This is a genomic window from Variovorax sp. WDL1 (genome assembly GCF_001541225.1).
GTDB lineage: Bacteria > Pseudomonadota > Gammaproteobacteria > Burkholderiales > Burkholderiaceae_C > Variovorax.
The window spans coordinates 69,115-90,360 of the sequence record NZ_LMTS01000087.1; the positions used below are offsets into that span (position 1 = coordinate 69,115).

General features: G+C 62.2%; 19 protein-coding genes. 14 read left to right on the top strand and 5 right to left on the bottom strand.

What is annotated here, in order from left to right; translation table 11 throughout:
* The first annotated feature begins 94 nt into the window (after nucleotides 1-94).
* From APY03_RS12670 to APY03_RS12680, 3 genes are all read left to right on the top strand, one after another.
* Nucleotides 95-1,378 carry a hypothetical protein gene (locus APY03_RS12670; protein ID WP_068677345.1) on the top strand — a complete coding sequence of 428 codons (1,284 nt, stop codon included), beginning with the start codon at nucleotides 95-97 and terminating at the stop codon, nucleotides 1,376-1,378.
* 425 nt (nucleotides 1,379-1,803) lie between these two features.
* A complete protein-coding gene (locus APY03_RS12675; RefSeq protein WP_068677347.1) occupies nucleotides 1,804-2,697 on the top strand; it encodes a hypothetical protein in 894 nt (297 codons plus the stop codon).
* A gap of 503 nt (nucleotides 2,698-3,200) precedes the next feature.
* Complete coding sequence (locus APY03_RS12680) at nucleotides 3,201-4,676, top strand: Fic family protein (protein ID WP_068677349.1); 1,476 nt, start codon at nucleotides 3,201-3,203, stop codon at nucleotides 4,674-4,676.
* Between the two features lie 141 nt (nucleotides 4,677-4,817).
* On the opposite strand, the gene APY03_RS42460 is transcribed toward APY03_RS12680, so the two are convergent.
* Nucleotides 4,818-5,273 carry a hypothetical protein gene (locus tag APY03_RS42460; RefSeq protein ID WP_180988656.1) on the bottom strand — a complete coding sequence of 152 codons (456 nt, stop codon included), beginning with the start codon at nucleotides 5,271-5,273 and terminating at the stop codon, nucleotides 4,818-4,820.
* A 436-nt stretch (nucleotides 5,274-5,709) separates the two neighbouring features.
* Between APY03_RS42460 and APY03_RS12690 the strand changes: the two genes are divergently transcribed.
* From APY03_RS12690 to APY03_RS12715, 6 genes are all read left to right on the top strand, one after another.
* Nucleotides 5,710-6,468, top strand: coding sequence for a hypothetical protein (locus tag APY03_RS12690; protein ID WP_068677351.1), 759 nt, complete (start codon nucleotides 5,710-5,712; stop codon nucleotides 6,466-6,468).
* Nucleotides 6,465-6,995: a hypothetical protein gene (locus APY03_RS12695; protein WP_068677353.1), complete on the top strand. Its 531-nt coding sequence runs from the start codon at nucleotides 6,465-6,467 to the stop codon at nucleotides 6,993-6,995. Before APY03_RS12690 ends, APY03_RS12695 begins: the two co-directional genes overlap by 4 nt.
* Nucleotides 6,996-7,102: 107 nt before the next feature.
* Nucleotides 7,103-8,251 (top strand): hypothetical protein, encoded by a 1,149-nt coding sequence (locus APY03_RS12700; RefSeq protein WP_068677355.1) that lies wholly within the window; start codon nucleotides 7,103-7,105, stop codon nucleotides 8,249-8,251.
* Nucleotides 8,252-8,464: 213 nt separating this feature from the next.
* On the top strand, nucleotides 8,465-9,007 hold the full coding sequence (locus tag APY03_RS12705) for a hypothetical protein (protein ID WP_068677357.1): 543 nt from the start codon (nucleotides 8,465-8,467) through the stop codon (nucleotides 9,005-9,007).
* A gap of 346 nt (nucleotides 9,008-9,353) precedes the next feature.
* On the top strand, nucleotides 9,354-9,593 hold the full coding sequence (locus APY03_RS12710) for a hypothetical protein (protein ID WP_146039504.1): 240 nt from the start codon (nucleotides 9,354-9,356) through the stop codon (nucleotides 9,591-9,593).
* Nucleotides 9,594-9,852: 259 nt separating this feature from the next.
* Complete coding sequence (locus APY03_RS12715) at nucleotides 9,853-10,803, top strand: hypothetical protein (protein WP_146039505.1); 951 nt, start codon at nucleotides 9,853-9,855, stop codon at nucleotides 10,801-10,803.
* Nucleotides 10,804-10,932: 129 nt separating this feature from the next.
* Here the strand turns inward: APY03_RS12715 and APY03_RS12720 are convergent, their stop codons facing one another.
* Entirely contained in the window at nucleotides 10,933-11,274 is a 342-nt protein-coding gene (locus APY03_RS12720) for a helix-turn-helix transcriptional regulator (protein ID WP_068677363.1), read from the bottom strand.
* A 105-nt stretch (nucleotides 11,275-11,379) separates the two neighbouring features.
* On the opposite strand from APY03_RS12720, the gene APY03_RS12725 reads away from it, so the two are divergent.
* The 5 genes from APY03_RS12725 (at nucleotide 11,380) to APY03_RS12750 (ending at nucleotide 18,804) form a co-directional block, all read left to right on the top strand.
* Nucleotides 11,380-11,790, top strand: coding sequence for a hypothetical protein (locus tag APY03_RS12725; protein ID WP_068677365.1), 411 nt, complete (start codon nucleotides 11,380-11,382; stop codon nucleotides 11,788-11,790).
* A 398-nt stretch (nucleotides 11,791-12,188) separates the two neighbouring features.
* Nucleotides 12,189-14,000 carry a type I restriction-modification system subunit M gene (locus APY03_RS12735; protein ID WP_068677369.1) on the top strand — a complete coding sequence of 604 codons (1,812 nt, stop codon included), beginning with the start codon at nucleotides 12,189-12,191 and terminating at the stop codon, nucleotides 13,998-14,000.
* Nucleotides 13,997-15,268 carry a restriction endonuclease subunit S gene (locus APY03_RS12740; RefSeq protein ID WP_068677372.1) on the top strand — a complete coding sequence of 424 codons (1,272 nt, stop codon included), beginning with the start codon at nucleotides 13,997-13,999 and terminating at the stop codon, nucleotides 15,266-15,268. The genes APY03_RS12735 and APY03_RS12740 overlap by 4 nt, the downstream gene beginning before the upstream one ends.
* Before the next feature lie 128 nt (nucleotides 15,269-15,396).
* Nucleotides 15,397-15,705: a hypothetical protein gene (locus APY03_RS12745; protein WP_146039506.1), complete on the top strand. Its 309-nt coding sequence runs from the start codon at nucleotides 15,397-15,399 to the stop codon at nucleotides 15,703-15,705.
* Nucleotides 15,706-15,708: 3 nt separating this feature from the next.
* Nucleotides 15,709-18,804: a type I restriction endonuclease subunit R gene (locus APY03_RS12750; RefSeq protein WP_068677403.1), complete on the top strand. Its 3,096-nt coding sequence runs from the start codon at nucleotides 15,709-15,711 to the stop codon at nucleotides 18,802-18,804.
* 330 nt (nucleotides 18,805-19,134) lie between these two features.
* Here APY03_RS12750 and APY03_RS12755 read toward each other — a convergent pair whose 3' ends face one another.
* From APY03_RS12755 to APY03_RS12765, 3 genes are all read right to left on the bottom strand, one after another.
* Nucleotides 19,135-19,599 (bottom strand): hypothetical protein, encoded by a 465-nt coding sequence (locus APY03_RS12755; protein ID WP_068677376.1) that lies wholly within the window; start codon nucleotides 19,597-19,599, stop codon nucleotides 19,135-19,137.
* Nucleotides 19,600-19,920: 321 nt separating this feature from the next.
* On the bottom strand, nucleotides 19,921-20,385 hold the full coding sequence (locus tag APY03_RS12760; protein WP_068677378.1) for a hypothetical protein: 465 nt from the start codon (nucleotides 20,383-20,385) through the stop codon (nucleotides 19,921-19,923).
* A gap of 314 nt (nucleotides 20,386-20,699) precedes the next feature.
* Complete coding sequence (locus tag APY03_RS12765; RefSeq protein WP_068677380.1) at nucleotides 20,700-21,194, bottom strand: hypothetical protein; 495 nt, start codon at nucleotides 21,192-21,194, stop codon at nucleotides 20,700-20,702.
* Nucleotides 21,195-21,246: the final 52 nt, after the last annotated feature.

A 21,246-nucleotide genomic window follows, 5' to 3' on the forward strand; every position in this document is an offset into this window, starting at 1 on the left:
GCAGGCAGTCGGCTCTTGCGCTAGGGCCTAAAGCGTTTCTGGGCGCGCCGGCTTTCTACACCTGCTCAGGACCTCACTCAACTGGACAGGACATATGAAGCACGTCGACTACAGCAAATACCCGGTGGCCGAAGCCCGCAAGCCCCGCGCGCACTTCACCGAAAAACTCATCCGCGCGTGCAAGCGGCTGGTCGAAAGTTCGGAGCGAGTGATGTCGTTTACCCCGCTTCTCCCCTCCCTTCCGGACCACGCGTACATCCGGATTTCCCGCCTCTGGGTCGTCGGCTCGTATGCCCGTGGCGCCACGACCTGCGGTGACCTGGACCTGGTCGCCGAGTGCAAGACCCTCGACGGGATGCAACCTTTCCCCGCTGTCATCAAGAAGAACTTCTTTGGTCCCGTGCCCAGCGTCAGCCTGTATTGCGGCACGCCGCAGGACAATACGTCGGGCGTCGCGTTCGCGGATGCCGTGCTTGTTTGGGAGCAAGGCCTGGACTGGCAGGCCGCCATCAAGGCAATCCCGAAAGTCGCCAACGCCGGTCGATTCTGGCGCGAAACCGATGAGATTCCCGTGCGCTTGCAGCAAACGACCCTGGACTGGGCGATTTTGAAAGGACTGCTGGAGCTGGAGCGCGATGGCAAGCTCACCTGGAAGTTCGTCCCGCTCACGCGCGTGGAGTCGGTGTTCGACCCATCGGAGGACGAGAAGGAGGCTGCCGAGATGCTCTGCGAACAGAGCGAAGCCAAGCGTCAGCTGGCCCCGGCCGTTCTCGGTCTCGCTCGCCAGCTGCGGCGAGAAAAGGGAGTCGACGAGGCCCCCTGTCAGCGTTGCTTCGATGACCGCCACCTCTGTTTCGGCGGCGTGGAAGTTCATGTCGAGCGAGCCAATTTCGACCACCGAACGCTGGACAGCATCCGCAAAACCTGCATCGTCTTCGCACCAAAACTCAGCACCCGCGGGCCCAACGGCTTCTGGGTCATCGAGCGCGGGCCGGAGCATCCGCTGACCAAGCAGTTCGCTGAAGCGAGCGCTTGGATTCAAGAAGTTGGAGGCGGCCGGTCCGTTGAGACCCTCTTCTGCTACGACGCTTTCGAGGCGTCAGGCCCGACATTGTTCGCAACGCAAGAGGCTGGACTGACGGAGGTCGCTGGATGGATACAAGACGACCCCGAGGCAGGGTATCGGCTGAGGGAGCTTCGTGGCTCGCAGGTCTTGGAAGCAATCGCCGGCCACGACCTGGTTGAGTGCTGGGATAGCAGTGGCGCGTTTCCCCTCACCCAACGGGGTAAGGAGTACGTCCGTGCGTGCGAGGATGAGGCCTTGACCCTGGCGCAGTTCTCCGACTACGCGCACGGCAAGACGACCGAAGCAGCCTGAGCCGGCCGCGGCGCCGGCAGGGTTGGCCGTCCGCTGAGGGGCGTTCCCTTCACCCCACCCGGCGCCGACTCCCACCGCCCTTCGACCCTGTCGGCAGTTGCTGGCGGGGTTTTCTCGTGTGGGCCGTGTCACTTCCTTCCCGCTCAGGGCTGTCACAGTCTCATCTGGCCACTTCCGGCGGCGCGCCAAGGATACGTTTTAGCTGCCCGTTGCTAATGCTGAACCGGTTCCCCGAGCCGCTCTTCCGGCATCGTGCCCGGCTTCCGCCAGCAGCTTCGGGCTCCTTGCCTCGGAGGAGGCTTGCGAATGCTGCAGTAGGGCCGGCAGAATGCTCACACTGAGATTGCACGAGGAGGCTACCCGTGTCGAAAATTACTCCCCGACCTAGGGGGCCAAGCCCTTTGGCCGTCGCAGCAGCACTCAGCATGGCAAGCGGAGGCTGCTTCGCAGACATTGGCAAGCACTCTGAAAGCAGTCCGGAGGTGCAGGTGTACCGTGCTCTGCAAAAGGAGTTCTTGGAGGGGCCGCAGGGCAAGGAGCTCTTTGCCCGGTTGGGCGCGACGCTTTGCCAGCCGAAGTCTGAGCGCCGGGGTGACATCTACAGGTTGGATTCCGCGAGCAGTTTTTCAACAATCACCGGTGCCGCGGCTGACGCATACCCGTGCGCTCAGCTGATTGAGGGCACACCGGTCTGCGGGCAACTGGAGGGCCCCCCGTACTTTCAGGGCCCGGCAGATTCGGTCTGGCGCTTGCCAATGCATGGCGTGGCGTACGCGACCTACGTACGAGAACTTGCGCGGCGCGCCTCAATACCTCCAGGGGAGATTGAAGCTGAGCTAGCAGACATCGAAGAAGGCACGCTGGCGAGCATCCAAAGAACGTTGTCGCCCTCGGCCGCCGGCCCTGATTCCATGCGCACTCGCCTCGTGAACAATCCAGCGACCAAGGAGTTGAGCCTCATGGTCAAGTGGAACGCCTATGTCCTGGCGTTGCCAGATGCGCAGCGGGCAACGACCCCCGTCCTGTTGTCGGCTCGCCCTGTATGGGGCCAGTGTTACAACTCGCCCGGGACGGAGTACTTGGTGCGGTCGGTGCCGCCCGGTGCGATGATTCGCATCATCCAGGACTTCGACTGGAGGCTGTGTGGTGCGTTGAAGCAGGACCCCTGGGGCGATAAATGTGTGGGATGGACGGTGGTCGTCGCCAAGCGCGTCCTCATCGGAACATATCGGTACGAAGCACAGTGGCAGGACGGCAAGCGTTCGCGGCAAGTCTTGAACGTGGATGGGCGAACCGGAGACACACTGGACTTGCCTTGAGGCGTCTGGCTCCGGACGCAGGGACTCGAGTAAAGCCCCTTGCGAACTGCATCGTGCGCATACCGGCACCGGCCAGACGCCCGAGGCCTGGCCGCACCTGCCTTTGAGCACTCCGCAACCTCTCCCTGGCCAATTCGCGATGTGTTCGGTCGAGATGCGCTTCAAGTGGCCGCGCATCCCCGCCACTTTCCAGGAGCGGCGCGACAACCTGGCCGTGGCTCATCGTCCAGGCACTTACCTCCGGCGCCCCTAGCAGAACGCCCTCCACCCGGAGCTGGGCACCTCGACCCGGCAACACGAGCTGGAGCGCCGTCCTGATTACTCCGGAAAAGAGCGACATGTTGACCTGTTGTTCAGCAAAAACACGACACAGATGGCTTAACCCGGCTCCGAGAACCAAAAAACACGACACGTCGCTTGGCGCTAATGGCCGAAAAACACGACAATAGAAACTAATTGCACACCAAAAACACGACATTTCGCGCAACAAGGCTCGCTTGACCATGAAAAAAACGACAACGGTACTGGACGACACCCTCGTTCTGTACGCGGAGCTCTCGTCAGCGCAGGTGCGAACTGCTCAACGGCGACTCGCGGCGGGGGACCTGAAGCTTGTGGCCAAGGGCTTCGCAACCTCCTTGCCCGAGGGTGACTGGGAAGCCCTGGTCGCACGTCACCGAACCCGTGTGCTGGCCGCGTTCTTCCCCGGCACCGTCGTGAGCTTTCGAACCGCGTTCGACGGCGGTAGCCCGAGCAAGGGCACCGTCTTCCTGGTGGGCACGTACCGCCGCACCGTAGAGCTGCCCGGCCTTACGGTAGAGGTCTGGAAGGGACCGCCGCCGCAGGCTGGCGATGGCCAGATGATGGGGCGACCGATTTACTTCGCGTCGGAGCCTCGGATGTTGCTTGAGAACCTGTCACCAAGTCGAGGGGAGAGCCGCAGGAGCGTTGGCGCCGAAGCCGTGGAGAGGCGGCTGCTGGACATCTGCCACTCTCGTGGCGAAGAAGCCCTGAGCCAGTTGCGAGAGCGCGCGCGTGAGCTCGTGCCCGAACTGGGCCTCGAGGACGAGTTTTCCCAACTCGACGGCTTGGTGGGCAGCATCCTGAACTCTCGCCCGAGCGTTCTGACCACTCGAGAGGGAAAGGCTCTGACCGCGGCCATCCCTTACGACAGTGCGCGCTTGGAGCTATTCGAGAACTTCGCCCAACGCTTGCGCGCCGTCCCATTGCCCATCCCTGCCTCGTCGCTGACCACGGACCGTGCTCGGCGAAACTTCGCTTTTCTGGAGTCCTACTTCTCCAACTTCATCGAAGGAACGGAGTTTGCCGTCGAGGAAGCGCGCGGCTTCGTGCTGGAGGGCGTTCCGGTGGTGGCGCGACCCAAGGACTCGCACGACATCATCGGCGTGTTCGAGCAGGCGCTCAGCCCCACTTGGTCCACGCTTACGTTGCCCGCGGGCGAGCCGGTGCTCGAGCAGCTGCGCGCACGTCACAAAAAGCAGATGGAGAACCGGCCTGAGGTGGGCCCAGGGGAGTTCAAGCTGGTTGCCAATCGAGCAGGCAACACAGAGTTTGTGCTGCCGCCACTGGTGAGAGGAACCTTGGTTGAAGGGAGCAAGCTGCTATTGAGCGTCCCTGAGGGAACAGCTCGTGCGCTTTTGGCAATGTTCCTTGTAGCCGAAGTGCATCCCTTCAATGACGGCAATGGACGCCTGGCTCGCTTGGTCATGAACGCAGAACTGTCCGCCGTCGACGGTTGCCGCATCATCGTGCCGACGCTGTATCGCGAGGAGTACCTGGACTGCTTGCGCGTGCTGACCCGCGAAGGCGACCCAGCCCCATTCATCAAAGTCATGTGCCACATCCATGACTGGACATCCCGCTTCAGCTATGACGACATTGACCAGGTCATTTCGGACATGCGGCGCTGCAACGCCTTCGAGCGTTCGCGGAACCAATTTGAGCTCCTGATGCCCTAGAAACTCGGCATCGGCACCACGGCCTCTGCCAAGGCCAGAGGCAATATTCGAGAGCGCAAGTCGCGCCGTGGCTTAGTCGGCCCCAAGGAAAAGCTCCGCCGGGTGACGGCGGAGCTGGAATAAGCACAGGGCGGGCGGCGCTTAGGTCGCGCTGCTTGCAATCACGAGGTCGCGCTCGGCACGTGCGGCGTCATCTCGGGTCCGGAAGGTGTAGTCGCCTTCCTCGTCGAGTTCACCACGCCGGTCGTCGCAGACAATGCGCCACTTCTTGTCCGGGTAGTTGTTGCTGACGCAGCCACAGGCACCGGTGGGGTAGTGCAGGTTGGTGACGTACCAGCCTCCGTTGCGCCAGGGCAGGTATTGCGGCTCCCACGCGAAGACACCAATGGCGAAGCGGTCGGGGCTGCCTTCGATGGCGGCGCTCTTAACCAGAACCACGGGCTCACCGGCGAAGCGCTCGGCGGCCTCGTTGACGGTGCCTCTGAAGTCCTCGCGGTGGGTGTAGTCGGCGGGCACGACCTGCGGGGCGGTGCCAAATTCGTGAACGACCGCGGGAAGCTTGGCGGATTTCGCGTTGCGCGGGGTAGTTTGGGTCACAGGTTTCCTTTGAGTGATTTGGTGGCAGCACAGCTGCGCGAGTTTCTAAGTCGTATAGCTCCGCCAGGCCAAGCCAGAGGATGCGCGGGCCCCGTAAAACATGTTCGCGGTGGCGCGCCAAGCTACTACGCAAGACACAACGCCCAACTGAGACGGTGGTCATCGAGCGTGGAACCGTTCCTGCCATGAGACTGGCCAAGCATCCTCAAGAGTCTATAGGCTCTGCTCGCAAATAGAAGCCTAAACAGTTTAGGTTGTCCGGCGGGCCTCAACTCTGCTAAAATGGACACACCCAGAACGCTTTTAGAACCATTCGGAGTCACGCAATTTAAAGCAGGTGCTCGATGCAACGAGCACTGTCACCGCGGCAGCTTGCGGTTCAACAGAAAACCTGTCGTACGCTCTTCCCATGCAACTTCACTCATCCACTGAAACGTTGGCGCCGGCGGCACAAGCAGTCGCTGCCTCGCCGCCCGACACCCAGGCCCCAGACGTAGGCGGCGCGGCGCGCGCGGGCGTCACCCCGACCGTTGTGCGCCCCGCACTCAAGAAGCCGTACCTGCCACCCTTCGACGTCCTGATGAAGATGGACCTCGACATGCACCAACGCCGGGGCGGTGGCTCTGGCCGCAACAACCTGCTGCGCGACCTCGGCAAACGGGCCCGGTACATCCAGAGCATGCACCAGGAAGCGTTCCTTCCCACCTGGCGAGAGCATCAGACCCGAAGCTACAAGCGCAACTTCCCGTCTGTTTTCGGCCTGGACTACTTGGCGGAGTGGTGGCTCGACGGGGACCTTTGGGTTGGCCAGTACGCGCGCCCCGAACTCCAGAACGCCGCGGCGAAGCAGTTTTTCCTCGCCCTTCCGCTGGCCTACCTGAACGAAGGTGGCGAGGAGCTGATGGCACGCGACGTCGAGGCCCGTGACTTCAGCCATGTCGCCACCGTCATCGCCTGCCTGGAGAAGCTCAAGCGTCCGCTGCGGTCCATGCGCATTCCGGCCGACTTCGCATTCCCGCCGGGGTACGTCAAAGCGCTCGAGAAGCGAAAGGCGCTTGCCTCGGCAAGAGAACCCGTGGCCATTGCGGCTCCTGCCCGTGCCAAGACGCTCTCATCGGCTCTGGCGGCAGCTCTCGCCCTGAACAACAAAGACAAACCCTGCGGCATCCCTGCTGCGCCACCTGGAAAAACATGACCAACGAATCCGCACCTGAGGCCATCGAATCCTCGCCCGTCCTCTCTCCGGCAGAGGCGGAAGCGCTCGCCCAGGACATCGTCGCCCTGGCCGACTACACCCGCGGCTATTTCAGCCGCATCCCCGGCCCGGGTGAATTCCTGGTGACCGGCTTCCAGCAAGGCCGCCGCGATGCCTTGAGCCGCATAGGCTTTTGCGTCCAGGTACGCAAGGGCGTGGGTCAGTTCAGCAGTGACATCGTTTTCATGCGTCACGCCGCCGGCAAGCTGAGCACCCACGAGAACCAGAGCTTCATCCCGATGAGCCCGTACCAGCTGAAGCTGGCGCGAAAGCTCTTCGCGGGAATTCCGGAGTCGAACCTTCCCGAGGACGAAGACATGACCCACGGATACCGCTGCCAAGCCGGCATCCACGAAGTGGGCCACATCATCGAGAACTCGGCCTCCCGTGCTGCGCCCACCGCCGGCGTAGTGCTGCTCAACGTGACCGAGGCCAACGGCAGCGTCAGCTCCACCGCGTTCATCTGAGCCTCGCGCTCACGCTCCCTATTTCTGAATCGTTCGTTGCCTGGCGCGCGCCGGCGACGCTTCAGGCTCCGCCCGCTGTTGGGCAACACACCGGAAAACTCGTCCTCATGTCCAAGACCGATACGCTCCTTCGCGCCGAGAACCTGCGTCTGCGCGGCGCCCTTCAGCAAATTGCTGCCATCGAGAACGAGATGGTCGGAGGAGACTGGGATGAAATCGACCACGCGCGCACTGTGGCGCTCGACGCGCTGAACACGCCTCCCGTCACGTTCGACCAGGTGCCCACGAAGTTCATCGACCGGTTCCAGGAGGTCCTGACGCTGCTGGCCGGCGGCAAGGCCCCCTCGCTCGAGCACTGCGACATGTGGCTGCGCAACATCCAGGCCGGCGCCGTCGACCCCCTGCAGGAGTGGGCTGCCAACAATGTCGTGCTTCCCTGGGCCCAGGGCATCGGCGCCATCGACGCGGCCCGCACGCTCGCGGAGCAGCCGGAGGAGGGTGTGGAGCACGAGTCTTTCGAAGAAGCCTATCCCTCAGAGGTCGAGGTCACCGAGTTGGATGCTGAAGCGCAGGCTGCGGAAACCGACGACGAGTGGCTGGCGCGCATGCACGTTGCCATCAAGCAGTTCCACACCCACGACTTCGGCTCCGGCCCGCAGCTGCACGCTGACTGCATCTCCGATGCGCTGCGCAAAGGCCTGGCGCGAAGTGCGGAACGCGCCAGCAATGCCGAAGGGGCAGACGGCGCGGCCGGTGCAGATTCGCTGGAGCAGAACGTTCGCTACCTCCTCGAGAGGTGCCCGTTCACGGTGCGTGACCTCTCTGGCGAGCTCACGGGTGTTCGGGGTATCGAGTCCCTCACCGGCTCCCTGGCCATCACCTTCCTGGCCATGCAATCGCGCCTGACCGGCGCCGCGCAGCAGCAAGCGGCGACCACGGGACGTGGTCTGAGCGTCGACCTTCCCGAACGTGTCGCGGACGTTGTCGCCCAGACAGCTGGCATCTCCGGTGTCTTCACGCCGCAGTTCTACCGGTTCGCGCAGGACTTGAAGGACGAGGTCCTGGCACGGGTTCCGAGCTCGGCGTTGGCCACGGGCGGACAGTCGCAGGCGGCCCAAACCCTGCACGAATTCAAGAATTTCCACCGCAACCTCTGCATGCGCTTCGACTACGTTCACGACGAGCGGGATTGGAAGCGCGACCAGGCCTCCCTCGAAGAGCACATCGCGGCGCGGTTCACTCGTAGCCCGGCGTGAGTGCGGCGCAACCACCTGGCCCATGGGGCGCGCATCCGGTGAGCAAGTCATGGTGTGTCTGGCGCGAGTGGCCCTGTGGCAGGGTTGAGTACCTGCTCCGAGCCGACGGGCAGATGCGCCGGTTTCGTTCCGAAGAAGGTGCATGCGCCACCATTGCCAAATCATCAGTTGCTATCAACGGCGCCTCAGGCGCGGCACCCAAGGATTAAATACATGGCCAACCACATCGAGAACCTTCTCGAGATACTGGACGAAATAAAGGAGCATGGGCTCTCCTGGGACGACCGGTACGACGCCGTCATGGACAAGGCGCGTCAGGCGAGCAAAGGGGCGGGAGGCCGGGGGCCTGCCAGCAAGCTGGAGGCCGAAGAGACCGCGGTGGTTCCGGAGGACGTGGTTCGGCACATCTTCACCCTGGCCGAGCGCTGGGCCGACGCTCGCGTCGATGCCATCCGCAAGCGGGCCTGGGGCCCCGAGGTGCGCAAGGCGCAGGATGCCTTGTGGGAGTTCTGCAGAGGCCTGGGCAAACAAGCCTCCGCTGCAGCGCCGGCGCCCGGCTCCGACCCGGTGCCTGGCGGCCAAGTCATGATGTCGATGCAGCCTGAGCTCGAGCTGGGCTGGGTCCGCTACGAAAAGGCGCGCAAGCTCAATCCCCAGCAGTGGGCGGACCTTCATGCCCGCAACCTGGCGGGCGAGAACTTTGACGACATGGTTGACGCCCTGCCCGTGCCCTCGACCCCGCGACCTGAAGGCTGAGGCCTTGTTCCCTGCGTGCCGGCCGAAGTGCTCGCGCGCCCTCGAAGACCGAAAAACCAATGCTCAGACGACCTGGTACCGCTGACGCAAGCCTTCGGCACCGTGAACTCCTCGGCTTCCCTTGGTGAGCTGGACCGCAAGCCCAACGAGGTATCCCATGGGTGCGTCTCGTTGCGCCATACGTGCCGTATCGCAGCCCGCCCCCTCGAACACTCTGCAACCGTGACCCTGATGCGACGACCCGGACGATGGAGAACCTGTGGCCTGAATGCGTCCGCGCCGCGAAGAAGCCGTTTCCGACGCTTGAATATCTCTGAACCCCATCATGCCTGACAGCAAATTCATCGTGAGCTTCGTGCTGCTGGCCTTCGTGGTCCTGGCGCAAAACGCTGCAACCCTTGCGGGGGCCACCCTCATTGGCGAACTCGGGCCACAGACCGCAGCCGCTGCAAAGACCCTCAACCTGGTCCTCTCCATCGCTTGCATCGGGGCCGCCACGCAATTCTTCTTTCCTCACTGGTGGGGCGAAGGAAACGAGGAATTTCGCCGTGAGCTCGAGGAGCGCGAGCGCAACCGTCGGGATTGACGACGAGCCCCGCAATCAGTGGGCGGACAGCGCACGATGCGGACAAATGAAAGGCGCTACCTGGCCGACGTCCCTGCCAGCGCGGGTAGACGCAGCCGAGGACGCCGACAAGGAAGTGACGCGCGAGCCCTCAAGGCCGGCGGCCCCCGGCCGGGACAGGCGCGAACCCGGCTTCCAGGACGCGGAAGTCAGGTGCTTGGTGACGCAGGGAGGGCTCGGCTGCACAATGCGACCACCACAGGCAAAGCAGGAGGGCGCCATGCCGAAAGCCACAGTCCTCAGAACGCGTTTTCGCTGCCTGGCCGCCTCTATGCTTTTGGGAGCCGCCGGCTCCGGCTGTCTGGCAGACATCGGCAAGCACCCAGAGGCGAGCCTTGAAGTACAGGTCTACCGGGCGCTGGAGAAGGAGTTCCTGCAAAGTGCGTCAGGCAAAACGCTGCTTGAAGAACTTGCAAAGACCCGGTGTGCCCGCTCACCGGTAAGCGCCTATAACTATGCGCCAACCGAATCGGACACACGCGTGCGAGAGATGGACGCTGCTGCGGGCAAGGCTTTGCCTTGCAACCAGCATCTGTATGGCGTGTGCGGCTATGCGAACATCACGGGGCCCAGGCCTTTTAGCTCCACCTGGGCTAGCACGATGAAGGGCGTGGCTTTCCGCTTGTACATGGTTGAGCTCGTCCGGATGACGGGCATGCAAGTTCCGGAGCTTGAGAGGGCATTGCAGGCCTTGGCAGAAAGGGACGTTCAGGACATCGCCGCGAGGTTGAGCGGCACTGAGGCCGACCCAAAGGCTGCGGCGTTCAAGGGTCTCTACCGCGAAGGTGATTACGGTGAGCTTGAGGCTTCGCTTGCGAAGAAATGGAACGGGCTGGTTCTGGCGCTCCCGGAGAGCCGTCGCCACGAGGTTCCGCTCCTGCTGTTTGGCGGCGGCATGTGCCACTTTCTGCTCGGCGACCCATTTGAGGTCAGGACAGAGCCGTCCGGGGCAACGGTGAGCTTGATTCTCGATTTCGACTGGCTGTTATGCCAGGCACTCGGGCGCGACCCGTGGAATCAATCCGACTGCCCCGGCTGGTTCGTGCTTGCATCTCCGGGGCATCGACTGCTGGGAACCTACCGCTACGAAGCCAAATGGCCGGGACGACCCGTGTCGCGGAACACAATTCGAACCGAAGGCGCGGTGGGGAAAGTCCTTGTACTGCGATGACGCACCGCACCGAGGAGAGTTGGTTCACGGTTTGGGGCACCTCACGGGTAGCGCTCTAGCGCCGGTCGCCCGTCTATGGACACAGCGGCGTGACCTGACACTCCGCGTCGGACTGCGCAGTGCGAAGCGTCAGCTGGTGGCAGCTGGCGTCGTTTGAGGCCTGCGTGGTCGGCGCGCAGCCGACGGCTCAAGACCCAGGTCCTGCAGCTTCCGGCCGAGTACGTCATCCTTTGCAACCAGGTCAAGGTCCTTCTCCAGGCGTAGCACACGCAACGCTCGAAGATAGGTTCCCAGGGCGATGTTCGGTTCGCCTTTCTCCAGCCGATGTAGTGTGTCGCGCGAAACTCCCACGCGCTCTGCCATTTGGACGGCCGAAATCTTGCGGCGTAGGCGCGCCATGCGCAGACGGTCGCCAAGCGCCTCCATCTGGCGAGCTACAGAGGGAAACGGTCGTTGGAAGGTTCTGCTCATGGTGTCCGATACTTCAGGCTCAAAGCTGTAATCTGACGATAGTATCGGACGTCGACCGGCTTAGAGCAGGGCTTTCCCGCTAAATTGCCTCCCTAGACGGAGGCAATGCGTGTCTTCATCTACCTCAATCTCCACCGGCGGTGCCTCTCCGTGCGCAGCGAGGACCGTGAGACCCGTGGCCGCGTCATCGCCCACGTCGACGCTGTCGAGCTGGAGAACGCGTCTTTCGTGGTCTCGCAGGCCGGCCGGCAGCGCGCCCTGCGAGAGAAGCGCAAGAACGTCCACGCGGGCATCCGCGGTGAGCTGGTGGGCTGGCTGGAGTCAGGCGCGAGCATTGCTGACAAGCGGCCCTGGCAGCAAAAGGTACGCAGGATGCGCGGGGTCGGCGTGACCTACGACCCGTACCGCTACAGCACCTTCGTGGACCGAGCCACGCGAGAACCTGTTTTCAAGAGCGCGCGTGTGGTGGCACTGGGGAGCTCGGTCGTTGCCCGCAAGACACGCGTGCCGACCTGACTGGGCTCACGGCGGGCGAAGCGATAGTGCGAGGCTACTTCCCGCTTGCGCCCTCGTATTGTGGTGCGCAACCATCGAAAGAACATGTTCTTCGGAGTCGCCGCTTGTGACACTGCTCGACGACTGGTAACGTATAGCGGTTTGCGGTATCTAAGCAAGCGGCCTCTACCTCTCATGCCCCGCCCGCTCCGAAAGACCTCGGCCACGTCGCTGAAGCTCACCCCCGAGGTTCGCGACCTCTGGGAGCAATGTGCGGCGGCGGAGAGCCGCAGTTTGACCAACATGTTTGAGGTCCTGGTGCGCGAGCATGCCAAGAGGTTGCATCTTGCACCCGCGCCGGCTCCCCCAGCGTCCGCCAAGAAAACCAAGCCGTCCAAGAACTAACAGGGAACCAGCTCATGGCCCAGAATTTTTCCGAACTCGCGAACTTCCTCTGGTCGGTCGCCGACCTCCTGCGCGGCGACTACAAGCAGGCGGACTATGGCAAGGTCATCCTCCCGTTCACCCTGTTGCGCCGCCTGGACTGCGTGTTGGAGAGCACGAAGGAGGATGTGCTCGCCGAGTCCAAGAAGCGCAAGGATACTGGCATCAACCTCGACCCCTTTCTCAAGCGCAAGAGCAAGCAGGCCTTCTACAACGTCAGCCCGTTTACCTTGCCGGGCCTGCTCGCTGACCAGAAGCACATTCGCCAGAACCTGGTGGCCTACCTGGGCGACTTCTCGGAAGACGCGCGCGACGTGTTCGAGCGCTTCAAGTTCACCGAGCGAGTGGCGGAGCTAGAGGAGAAGAACCTCCTGTTCCAACTGGTGCAGAAGTTCGCCAACGTCGACCTCCATCCGGACGTGGTGCCTAACGAGACCATGGGCCTCGTCTTCGAGGAGCTGATTCGGAAGTTCGCGGAAGCCTCGAACGAGACGGCCGGCGAGCACTTCACACCCCGAGAAGTCATCCACCTCATCGTGCAATGCCTCTTCGCGGGTGATGACGAAGCGCTGGCCAAGCCGGGGGTGGTGCGTTCGATGTACGACCCTACTGCTGGCACCGGCGGCATCCTGTCGGTGGGCGAGGCCGTCGCGCGCTCAATCAACAACTCTGCCGTCATCCGCCTGTTTGGCCAGGAGCTGAACGACGAGTCGTACGCCATCTGCAAGGCGGACATGCTCATCAAGGGCCAGGACCCGAAGAACATCGTCCGCGGCAACACGCTGTCGGCCGATGGCTTCGCTGGCGACAAGTTCGACTACGGGGCTGCGAACCCGCCATTCGGGGTGGACTGGAAGAAGGTCCAGGACGTCGTGAAGGCCGAGCACGAGAAAAAGGGATATGCCGGCCGTTTCGGGCCTGGCCTGCCGCGCGTCTCGGACGGCTCGTTGCTCTTCCTCATGCACCTGATTTCGAAGATGCGCCCTGCTGCCGACGGCGGCGGTCGCATCGGCATCGTCCTGAACGGCTCACCGCTGTTCACGGGCGATGCCGGGTCTGGCGAATCAGAAATTCGCCGGTGGATTCTCGAAAACGACCTCTTGGAGGCAATCATCGCGCTGCCTAACGACCTGTTCTACAACACCGGCATCGCGACCTACATCTGGCTGCTGTCAAACCACAAAGGCGCTGAGCGCAGGGGCAAGGTACAGCTCATCGATGCGACGCGCATGTACAAGAGGATGAAGAGCCTTGGCAACAAGCGCGTGTTCATCACCGACGAACAGGTCGAGGAAATCGTGAAGGTCTACGCGGGCGCTGTCGACCAGGCCACCTTCGCGGGTGAGTTCGCCGAGACGGGCAAGAACGGCAACGGGAGGGGTCAGGCCGAGCCGGCGCGCATTGTGTCGAAGGTCTTTGAAAACAAGTTTTTTGGATACCGCAAGGTCACCGTTGACCGACCGCCGCAGGAGGGCAAGGCGCCGCCCAAACTCAAGAAGGGGCAGAAGCCGTACGACCCAGACCTGCGCGACACCGAGAACGTGCCGCTCTCCGAAGACGTCAAGGCATACATGGTGCGCGAGGTACTGCCGCACGTGCCCGACGCGTATGTTAACGAGGACGTCTGCGACGAAAAGGACGGCCAGGTCGGCAAGGTCGGCTATGAAATCAACTTCAACCGCTACTTTTACGTGTACAAGCCGCCGCGCAAGCCGGCCGTCATCGCCAAGGAAATTGGCGAGATGGAGAAGCGGTTCATGGAGCTGATGAAGGGAGTGCTCGCTTGAGTACCCTGACGCCCTTCGTTACGAAGCATCCAACCAAGCCGCTGAAGTTCCTTGCCGGCCTGAGAGGGACCAAGGTTGACAGCGTGCCCGCCGAGGGCGTTTATGTCGGCCTAGAACAAATCGAATCTTGGACGGGCCGCTTATCCGGCATTGAGCTACAACAGCAGCCGGAAGGCAGTGCGAACGTATTCGAGCCAGGCGACGTGCTCTTCGGAAAGCTTCGCCCCTATTTGGCCAAAGGGTGGGTGGCCGAAAGTCACGGATTCAGCACGACGGAGTGTCTGGTCCTGCGAACTGAGGGTGTAGACGCACGTTTTCTTAGGTATTGTCTTCTGTCCACGGAAAATATTTCCGCCATCGATGGTTCAACCTACGGGTCAAAGATGCCGCGAGCTGACTGGAGCTTCATCGGAAGCGTCAACTTTCCAGCACCCGCTCGCTCCGACCAAGTGCGCATCGCCAACTTCCTTGACGAAAAGACCGCGCGAATTGATGCGTTGATTGCAGAGAAAGAACAACTCCTGGTGTCACTTGACGATGCACTTGAGGCCTATGCGTTCGACTTCGCGAGCGAGGGACTTCAGCGCAAAGGAACTTCCAGTGGACGCAAGGAAGGCTGGCTCGCCCGCGTGCCAGCCCATTGGTCGACTCCGAAGCTGGGCTATTTCGCAGATGTTGGAAACGGCTGCACGCCGAAGAGAGAGGTGCAGAAGTACTGGTTGGACGGAACCATGCCTTGGGTCACCAGCACCGCCATCAACGACAGAGTCATCAAGGAGACGGCAGAGTGCGTGACCGACTGCGCCCTGTCCGAAACCGGACTCCGTGTGGTGCGGCCAGGAAGCGCCATAGTTGGCCTTATCGGCCAAGGACCAACGCGGGGCATGACCGCTCGGCTGGCGATTCCGGCCACGGTGAGCCAGAACGTCGCATATGTGACCTCAAGGAGTCCCGAGGTTTCAGACGACTACCTGGTTGTCGTACTAACAGGGCTGTACACCGCACTGCGCTACCTTAGTGACGGGAGCGGCGGTGCTCAAGGGGCGATGAACTGCGACACCCTGAGAGCCTTCCGAGTACCGATTGCGCCGCGAAGCGAACAAGACGCAATCGTGCAAGCGTTCATCGCAAAAAAGCACGCGATTGAAGGCTTGCAGGAACATGCCAGAGCGCATATCCAGCGCTTAAGCGAGTACCGCTCTTCGCTGATTTCCGCGGCGGTGACCGGCCTCCTGCAGGTCGGCACTGTGCTCAAGGGGGCTATCTGATTCCCAAGCCGCTGCTGGACGTGAAGAGGCGGACCTTCTTGCCTTCGTTGAGCAGGAGGCCGGGGAGGGTCCTCAAATCACCGCTACTCTAGAGAACGACATCGCTGGAGAGGAACGTGCACCACATCTTGAACATCATGAACTATTTTGCTTCGCTGCGACCGGGTCGGCGCGACGACCCGCTGACTGCGGAGTGGAAGGGAAAACAGCTACGAGCATGGGCAAACCTCTTGATTCTGCTCATCGGATTGGGGCTGAGCGCAGCTATGGCGAGCTTCCTTGACACGATGGATGGCAACCCCGGTCTGAGTACGATGTCCGAGCGGTGGCGCCCCGCAGTCTCGTGCATGGTCGCCGGAGGACTGGGACTCGTGCTCCTCTTCACCGTATGCTCCTGGGCGGTCGGTCGCTCGCTTCTTGAAGAAGCAGGGGATTGAGTGATGCCGACCACGTCCAACATTCACACCGAACGCGTTTTCGAGAACGAGCTCTGCACGCAGCTCGAGGCTCACGGCTGGTCGGTCAAAACCCATCCCAAGCAGGCCTCCAGCTACTCGAAGGAGTACGCAATCCTGGCCGAGGACCTGCTGGCTTTCGTGCAGGATACGCAGCCCACCGAGTGGGCCAAGTTCAAGAAGTGGCACAACGGTCAGTCCGACGCTGTCTTCGTCAAGCGGGTTGCCAAGCAACTGGACACCCACGGCACGCTGCATCTCCTGCGCCATGGCTTCAAGGACGTCGACGCCAAGTTCTTCCTCTGCCAGTTCAAGCCAGCCCACAAGAAGAACCCCAAGCTGCTGGACCTGTACCAGAAGAACCGGCTGACGGTGGTCCGCCAGCTGCACTACAGCCTGCACAATGAGAACAGCATCGACCTGACGCTGTTCGTCAACGGCCTGCCGGTCGCCACCGGTGAAATCAAGACCGACCTGACCCAGAACGTCAAGGACGCCATCAGTCAGTACAAGAAGGACCGGTTGCCGAAGGACCCGAAGTCCAAGGAGCTGGAGCCTCTTCTCCAGTTCAAAACCCGCGCGCTGGTTCACTTCGCCATCTCCAGCGACCTGGTCTTCATGACCACGAAGCTTGCGGGCGACGATACCCAGTTCCTGCCCTTCAACATAGGCAGGCCGGATGGCGTCGATATGCTGAGCGCAGGCGCCGGAAATCCGCCCGCGCCGCCCGGGAAGGGTTACCCTACTTACTACCTGTGGGAGTACGTCTGGCGACCAGATGTCTGGCTCGAGGTGCTGGGCGAGTTCATGCACCTGGAAGCGAAGGAGGTCGAGGGTTCTGACGGCAAGAAGGCCACCAAGGAATCCCTCATTTTCCCGCGGTATCACCAGCTCGTGGCCGTGCAGGAACTGATTCGCGCGGCGGCCGAGGAAAGCCCGGGCAAGGACTATCTGGTCCAGCACTCCGCCGGCTCGGGCAAGTCGAATTCCATCGCCTGGGTAGCGCACCGCCTTTCCAACCTGCATGACGCGGCCGACAAGAAGACGTTCGACACAGTCGTCGTGGTAACGGACCGCCGCGTGCTGGACAAGCAGTTGCAGGACACCATCAGCCAATTCGAGCACAGGGCCGGCGTGGTGCAGGTCATCTCCGAGAACAGCGCGCAGCTGGCCATGGCCCTGAACGTGGGCGCGCCGATTGTCGTAACGACTCTGCAGAAGTTCGGCTTCATCCTGGACCAGGTCGGAGCGTTGGGGCAACGCAAGTTCGCCCTCATCGTCGACGAGGCACATTCCAGCCAGACGGGCACCGCGGCGCGCAAGCTGCGGGAGGCCCTCACCAAGGGCAAATCGAAACAGAAGGCGGTCGAAGTCATCGACGGGGTGGAAGTCCAGGTCGAGGCTGACGTCGACATCGACCCGGAAGACCTAACGTCCGAAGACATGGTCGCCCTGGCAATCGAGGGACGCAAGCGCCCCGAGAACGTCAGCTACTTCGCCTTTACGGCCACCCCAAAGTCCAAGACCTTGGAGCTGTTCGGCCGAAAAGGGCCCGAGGGCACACCGGTGCCATTCCACGTCTACTCGATGCGCCAAGCCATAGAGGAAGGCTTCATCCTGGACGTGCTGAGGCACTACACCAGCTACAGCACCTTCTATAAGCTGGGCGCGGTAGCCAATGAAAAACTTGTGCCGCAGAAGAAGGCCAAGATGGCGCTGGCTCAATACGCCAAGCTGCACCCGCACAACATTTCGCAGAAGGTCGTGGTCATCGTGGAGCACTTCCGCGAGCACGTGGCGGCCAAGATTGGCGGCAAGGCGAAGGCAATGCTGGTGACCGACAGCCGGAAGGCTGCGGTCCGCTACAAGCTGGCCATCGACCGGTACATCAAGGACCAGAAGTACACCGACCTGCGTACGCTGGTAGCATTTTCGGGCGCCGTGCTGGACCCGGACTCGGGGGCCGACGAGTTCACCGAGTCGAACATGAACGACGTCAAGGGACAGGAGCCCTCGGAGGCGTTCAAGCAGGATGAGTACCGCATCCTGCTGGTGGCCAACAAGTACCAGGTCGGCTTTGACCAGCCGCTGCTGCACACGATGTACGTCGACAAGCGCCTGTCGGGAGTGCTGGCCGTCCAGACTCTGTCGCGCCTGAACCGCATGTACCCCGGCAAGGAGGACACGTTTGTCTTAGACTTCGTGAACCGGCCCGACGAAATCCTCGCGAGTTTCCAGCCCTACTACCGCACCGCGCAGCTCGAGGACGTCACCGACCCGAACGTCGTGCACGAGCTGTTCACAAAGCTTGACAAGGCCGGCGTGTACTACTGGACCGAGGTCGAGCAGTTCGCTGCGGCCTTCTTTGACCCCAAGGTCAAGAGCCAAGGCGCCCTGCATGCCGTTCTCAAGCCCGCATTTGACCGCTATGAAGGGCTGGAGGACGAGCCACAGGAGCTGTTTCGGAAGGACCTGGGCTCGTTCCTGCGCCTTTACGAGTTTCTGTCGCAAATCATCCCCTACGACGACCCCGAGCTGGAGAAGCTTTTCGTTTTCGGAAAGAACCTGATGCCGCGCCTGGCCGCCCACGGCAAGGACAAGCACAAGCTGGAGCTTGACGCCGACGTGAAGCTGACGCACTACCGCTTGCAGAAAGTGGGCGAGCAGCAGCTGGACCTGGAAAAGGCCGAGGTCGTGAAGCTTCCTGGCATCGGCGAAGCCGGCACGGGCTCGGCGCCCGAGGACGAGAAGAAGGCGCTGCGCGAGATTGTGGCCAAGATGAATGACCTGTTCTCCGGGCACATCACCGAGTCGGACTTCATCGGCGCGGTCACCACCTGGCAAGGTCACCTGGCCAAGAACGAGAAGCTCGCTGCCCAGGCCCGCAACAACAGCGAGGAGCAGTTCGCGATGGGTGACTTCAAGGATGCCTTCACGGACGTCGTCATCGAGGCCCAGGACGCTCACAACCAGATTGCAGAGCAGTTGCTGAAGGACGAGCGCATCTTCGGCATGATGCAGAAGATGGTGGCCAAGATGGTTTGGCAGGGGTTCCAGCAGGGGCCAGCCGCCCGCACCTAGTGCCGACGCACATGCCTGAAGCCGACCTGCGGGCCGGCTCGAAACCTCCGCGCGCGGGCCGATACTGAAGCGCGCCGGACGGACGGCAGGCAACAGTTGCCGCGGGAGGTTTACCGACATGGCGAGACCGAGGCTGGCAAGCTGCAGTCGAGTTCGCAGGTTCCAAGGAGAACGGTCATCTCCTGCGCGGAAGCTGCCGCAGGGCGCCCGCGGTCAACGGAGGTCCCCCAGTCCGCCCAAAGAAAGACCGCACAGCGTGAGCTGTGCGGCCTTGAACAAGGTCTTGCGGCGAACCGCATAGTCCTGGAGGGTTGCTTGTGGGTCAAGCAATCAGGCAGCTGCTTTTATCGCGCGGCGGGCGCCGGTTACGACTTGGTCAATGCCAGGGTTGAAGAACACCGGTTGCGGCATTCGCTTCATGACACGCCAAGTGACTGCATTGAGCAGCCTGAGCGTCAGCCTTCCACGAATCTGCAATGCCGCGAGGGGCACCCAAGCGAGCCTGTCGCAGTCGATGTACAGCAAGCAACCGTGCTTCCAGCCAGCGGACTCTGCCGAGACCCGGTCCCTCGGGAAAGGGATGTAGCCAGGGCGGCGCTTGTTGTTGCCGTGAGCGTCGGTTCCGGCGTACGCGACCAGCGCCATCTCACCATCCACTTGCAGAAGGACGGAGTGGTGGTCGGCAAGATTGCGGTACTTCTCGATGAGGCGGCCTTCGATGACGGCGACCGTCTTCACGGGGAACATGCCAAACACGGTGGTGCCGGCGGGGGTGTTCTTGGTAACTTCTGTCATTTCTCTCTCCTGATGAAGGGAAAGAGGGGCGGGTGCCCCTCCGGTTGAGGGGCAACGCCGAATGCGCTGTCCTATGACGCCTATAGCGATTGAGCCGACGCGCTGGAGTCTGGCTGCCGCCGGCGAGATGGCGTCCGCGAAGAATCGGGTTTTCGCTCTGACCGCCGACGTCACAAGGGCTGGTCTCAGGCGCTGACCGCACGACGAAAGCCGCGGGACCAAGAGAAAAACCGCACAGCGTGAGCTGTGCGGTCTAGAACAAGAGTTGCGGCGAACCGCATAGTCCGGTGAGGGGTGCCTGAATGCTTGTGGGTCAAGCAATCAGGCAGCTGCTTTCATCGCGCGGCGGGCGCCGGTCACGACTTCATCATCGAGCTCGCTGTAAACGACGGGCTGGGCCCGGCGCTTCATGACGCGCATCGAAACTGCGTTGAACAGTGCATTGGACAGACGTCCACGCACTTGCAGCGCTTGGACGGGAACCCAAGCGAGCACGTCGCAGTCCACGTAGTACTCGCTGCCGAACTTCCAACCAGCCTTCTCCGCCGAGACCACATCTCTCGGGAAAGAGATGTAGCCCGGGCGGCGCTTGTTGGCTTCGTCAGCGTCGGTTCCGGCGTATGCCACCAGAGCCTTGCTGCCATCGACGCCCAGAAGGACGCAGTGATGGTCGACGAGGTTGCGTTGCTTTTCGATGAGGCGGCCATTGACGACAGTCACCGTTTTCACGGGGAACATGCCGAACACGGTGGAGCCCGCGGGGGTGTTCTTCGTAACTTGGGTCATATCTCTCTCCTTGTGATGGGAAAGAGGGGCGGGTGCCCCTCTTGGTTGAGGGGCAACGTGCGCTGTCCTATGACGTCTATAGCGAACTACCGCCCAGCGGCCGGCCGAGCTTCTTTACGCCCGTGGTGGGCCCTGACTGAGCCAGCCGTGGCCAGCTGGGCAGTCGCCCTCGGTAGACCGGCGTGCCGCGACCGGAGAACTCGTTCTTCGAGCTCGGCTGCACCAGGGAGACGGTGGGTCCACCTTCAGGACGCTGGCCAAGAAAAAACCCACCGGAAGACACCGGTGGGTTGGAAGTAGGGCTTGAGCGCGAGCTACAGAACCTGTCGAAAGTCGAAGGTCGTCGGGTTGATGGCCTTGAAGGTCGACGCAAGCACTTCAGCCAGGTGGTGGGCCTTGCCTGACAGGTCCGCATAGTCGGTGGCCACGAGGATGCCCTGGAGGACCTCGTCGTTGCGTTCGACCGAAATGCTGCCGCTTCCCATCATGTGGAAAGGGGCGTTGGCGGCGTAGAACGCCTCCTTGCTGTCCTTGTCGGGGAAGACGTCGACCCCGTCCGTGCCGATGGCGATGCTCTGGGTCACCTTGAAGTCGAGGGACGTTTCCGTGTCCTGCGCCTCCGGCTTGGCAAGTACTGTGAGCTGGAATCGCGACATGCTCTCGTTCTCGCGGAACAGCTCAGCAATGCTGAGCGCCAGTTTCGTGAAGCACGCGGCGCGGGGGTACACCACTTCGTTTTGGAGGTTACGGCTGCTCAGCAAGGTCAGGTCTGCCTGGCCCTTGAGCAGCGGAAAGTTGAGGTTGAACATGTGGTTTTTGTCTTTAAGAATGTGGCCTGGCATCCTCTATAGAGAACCGACA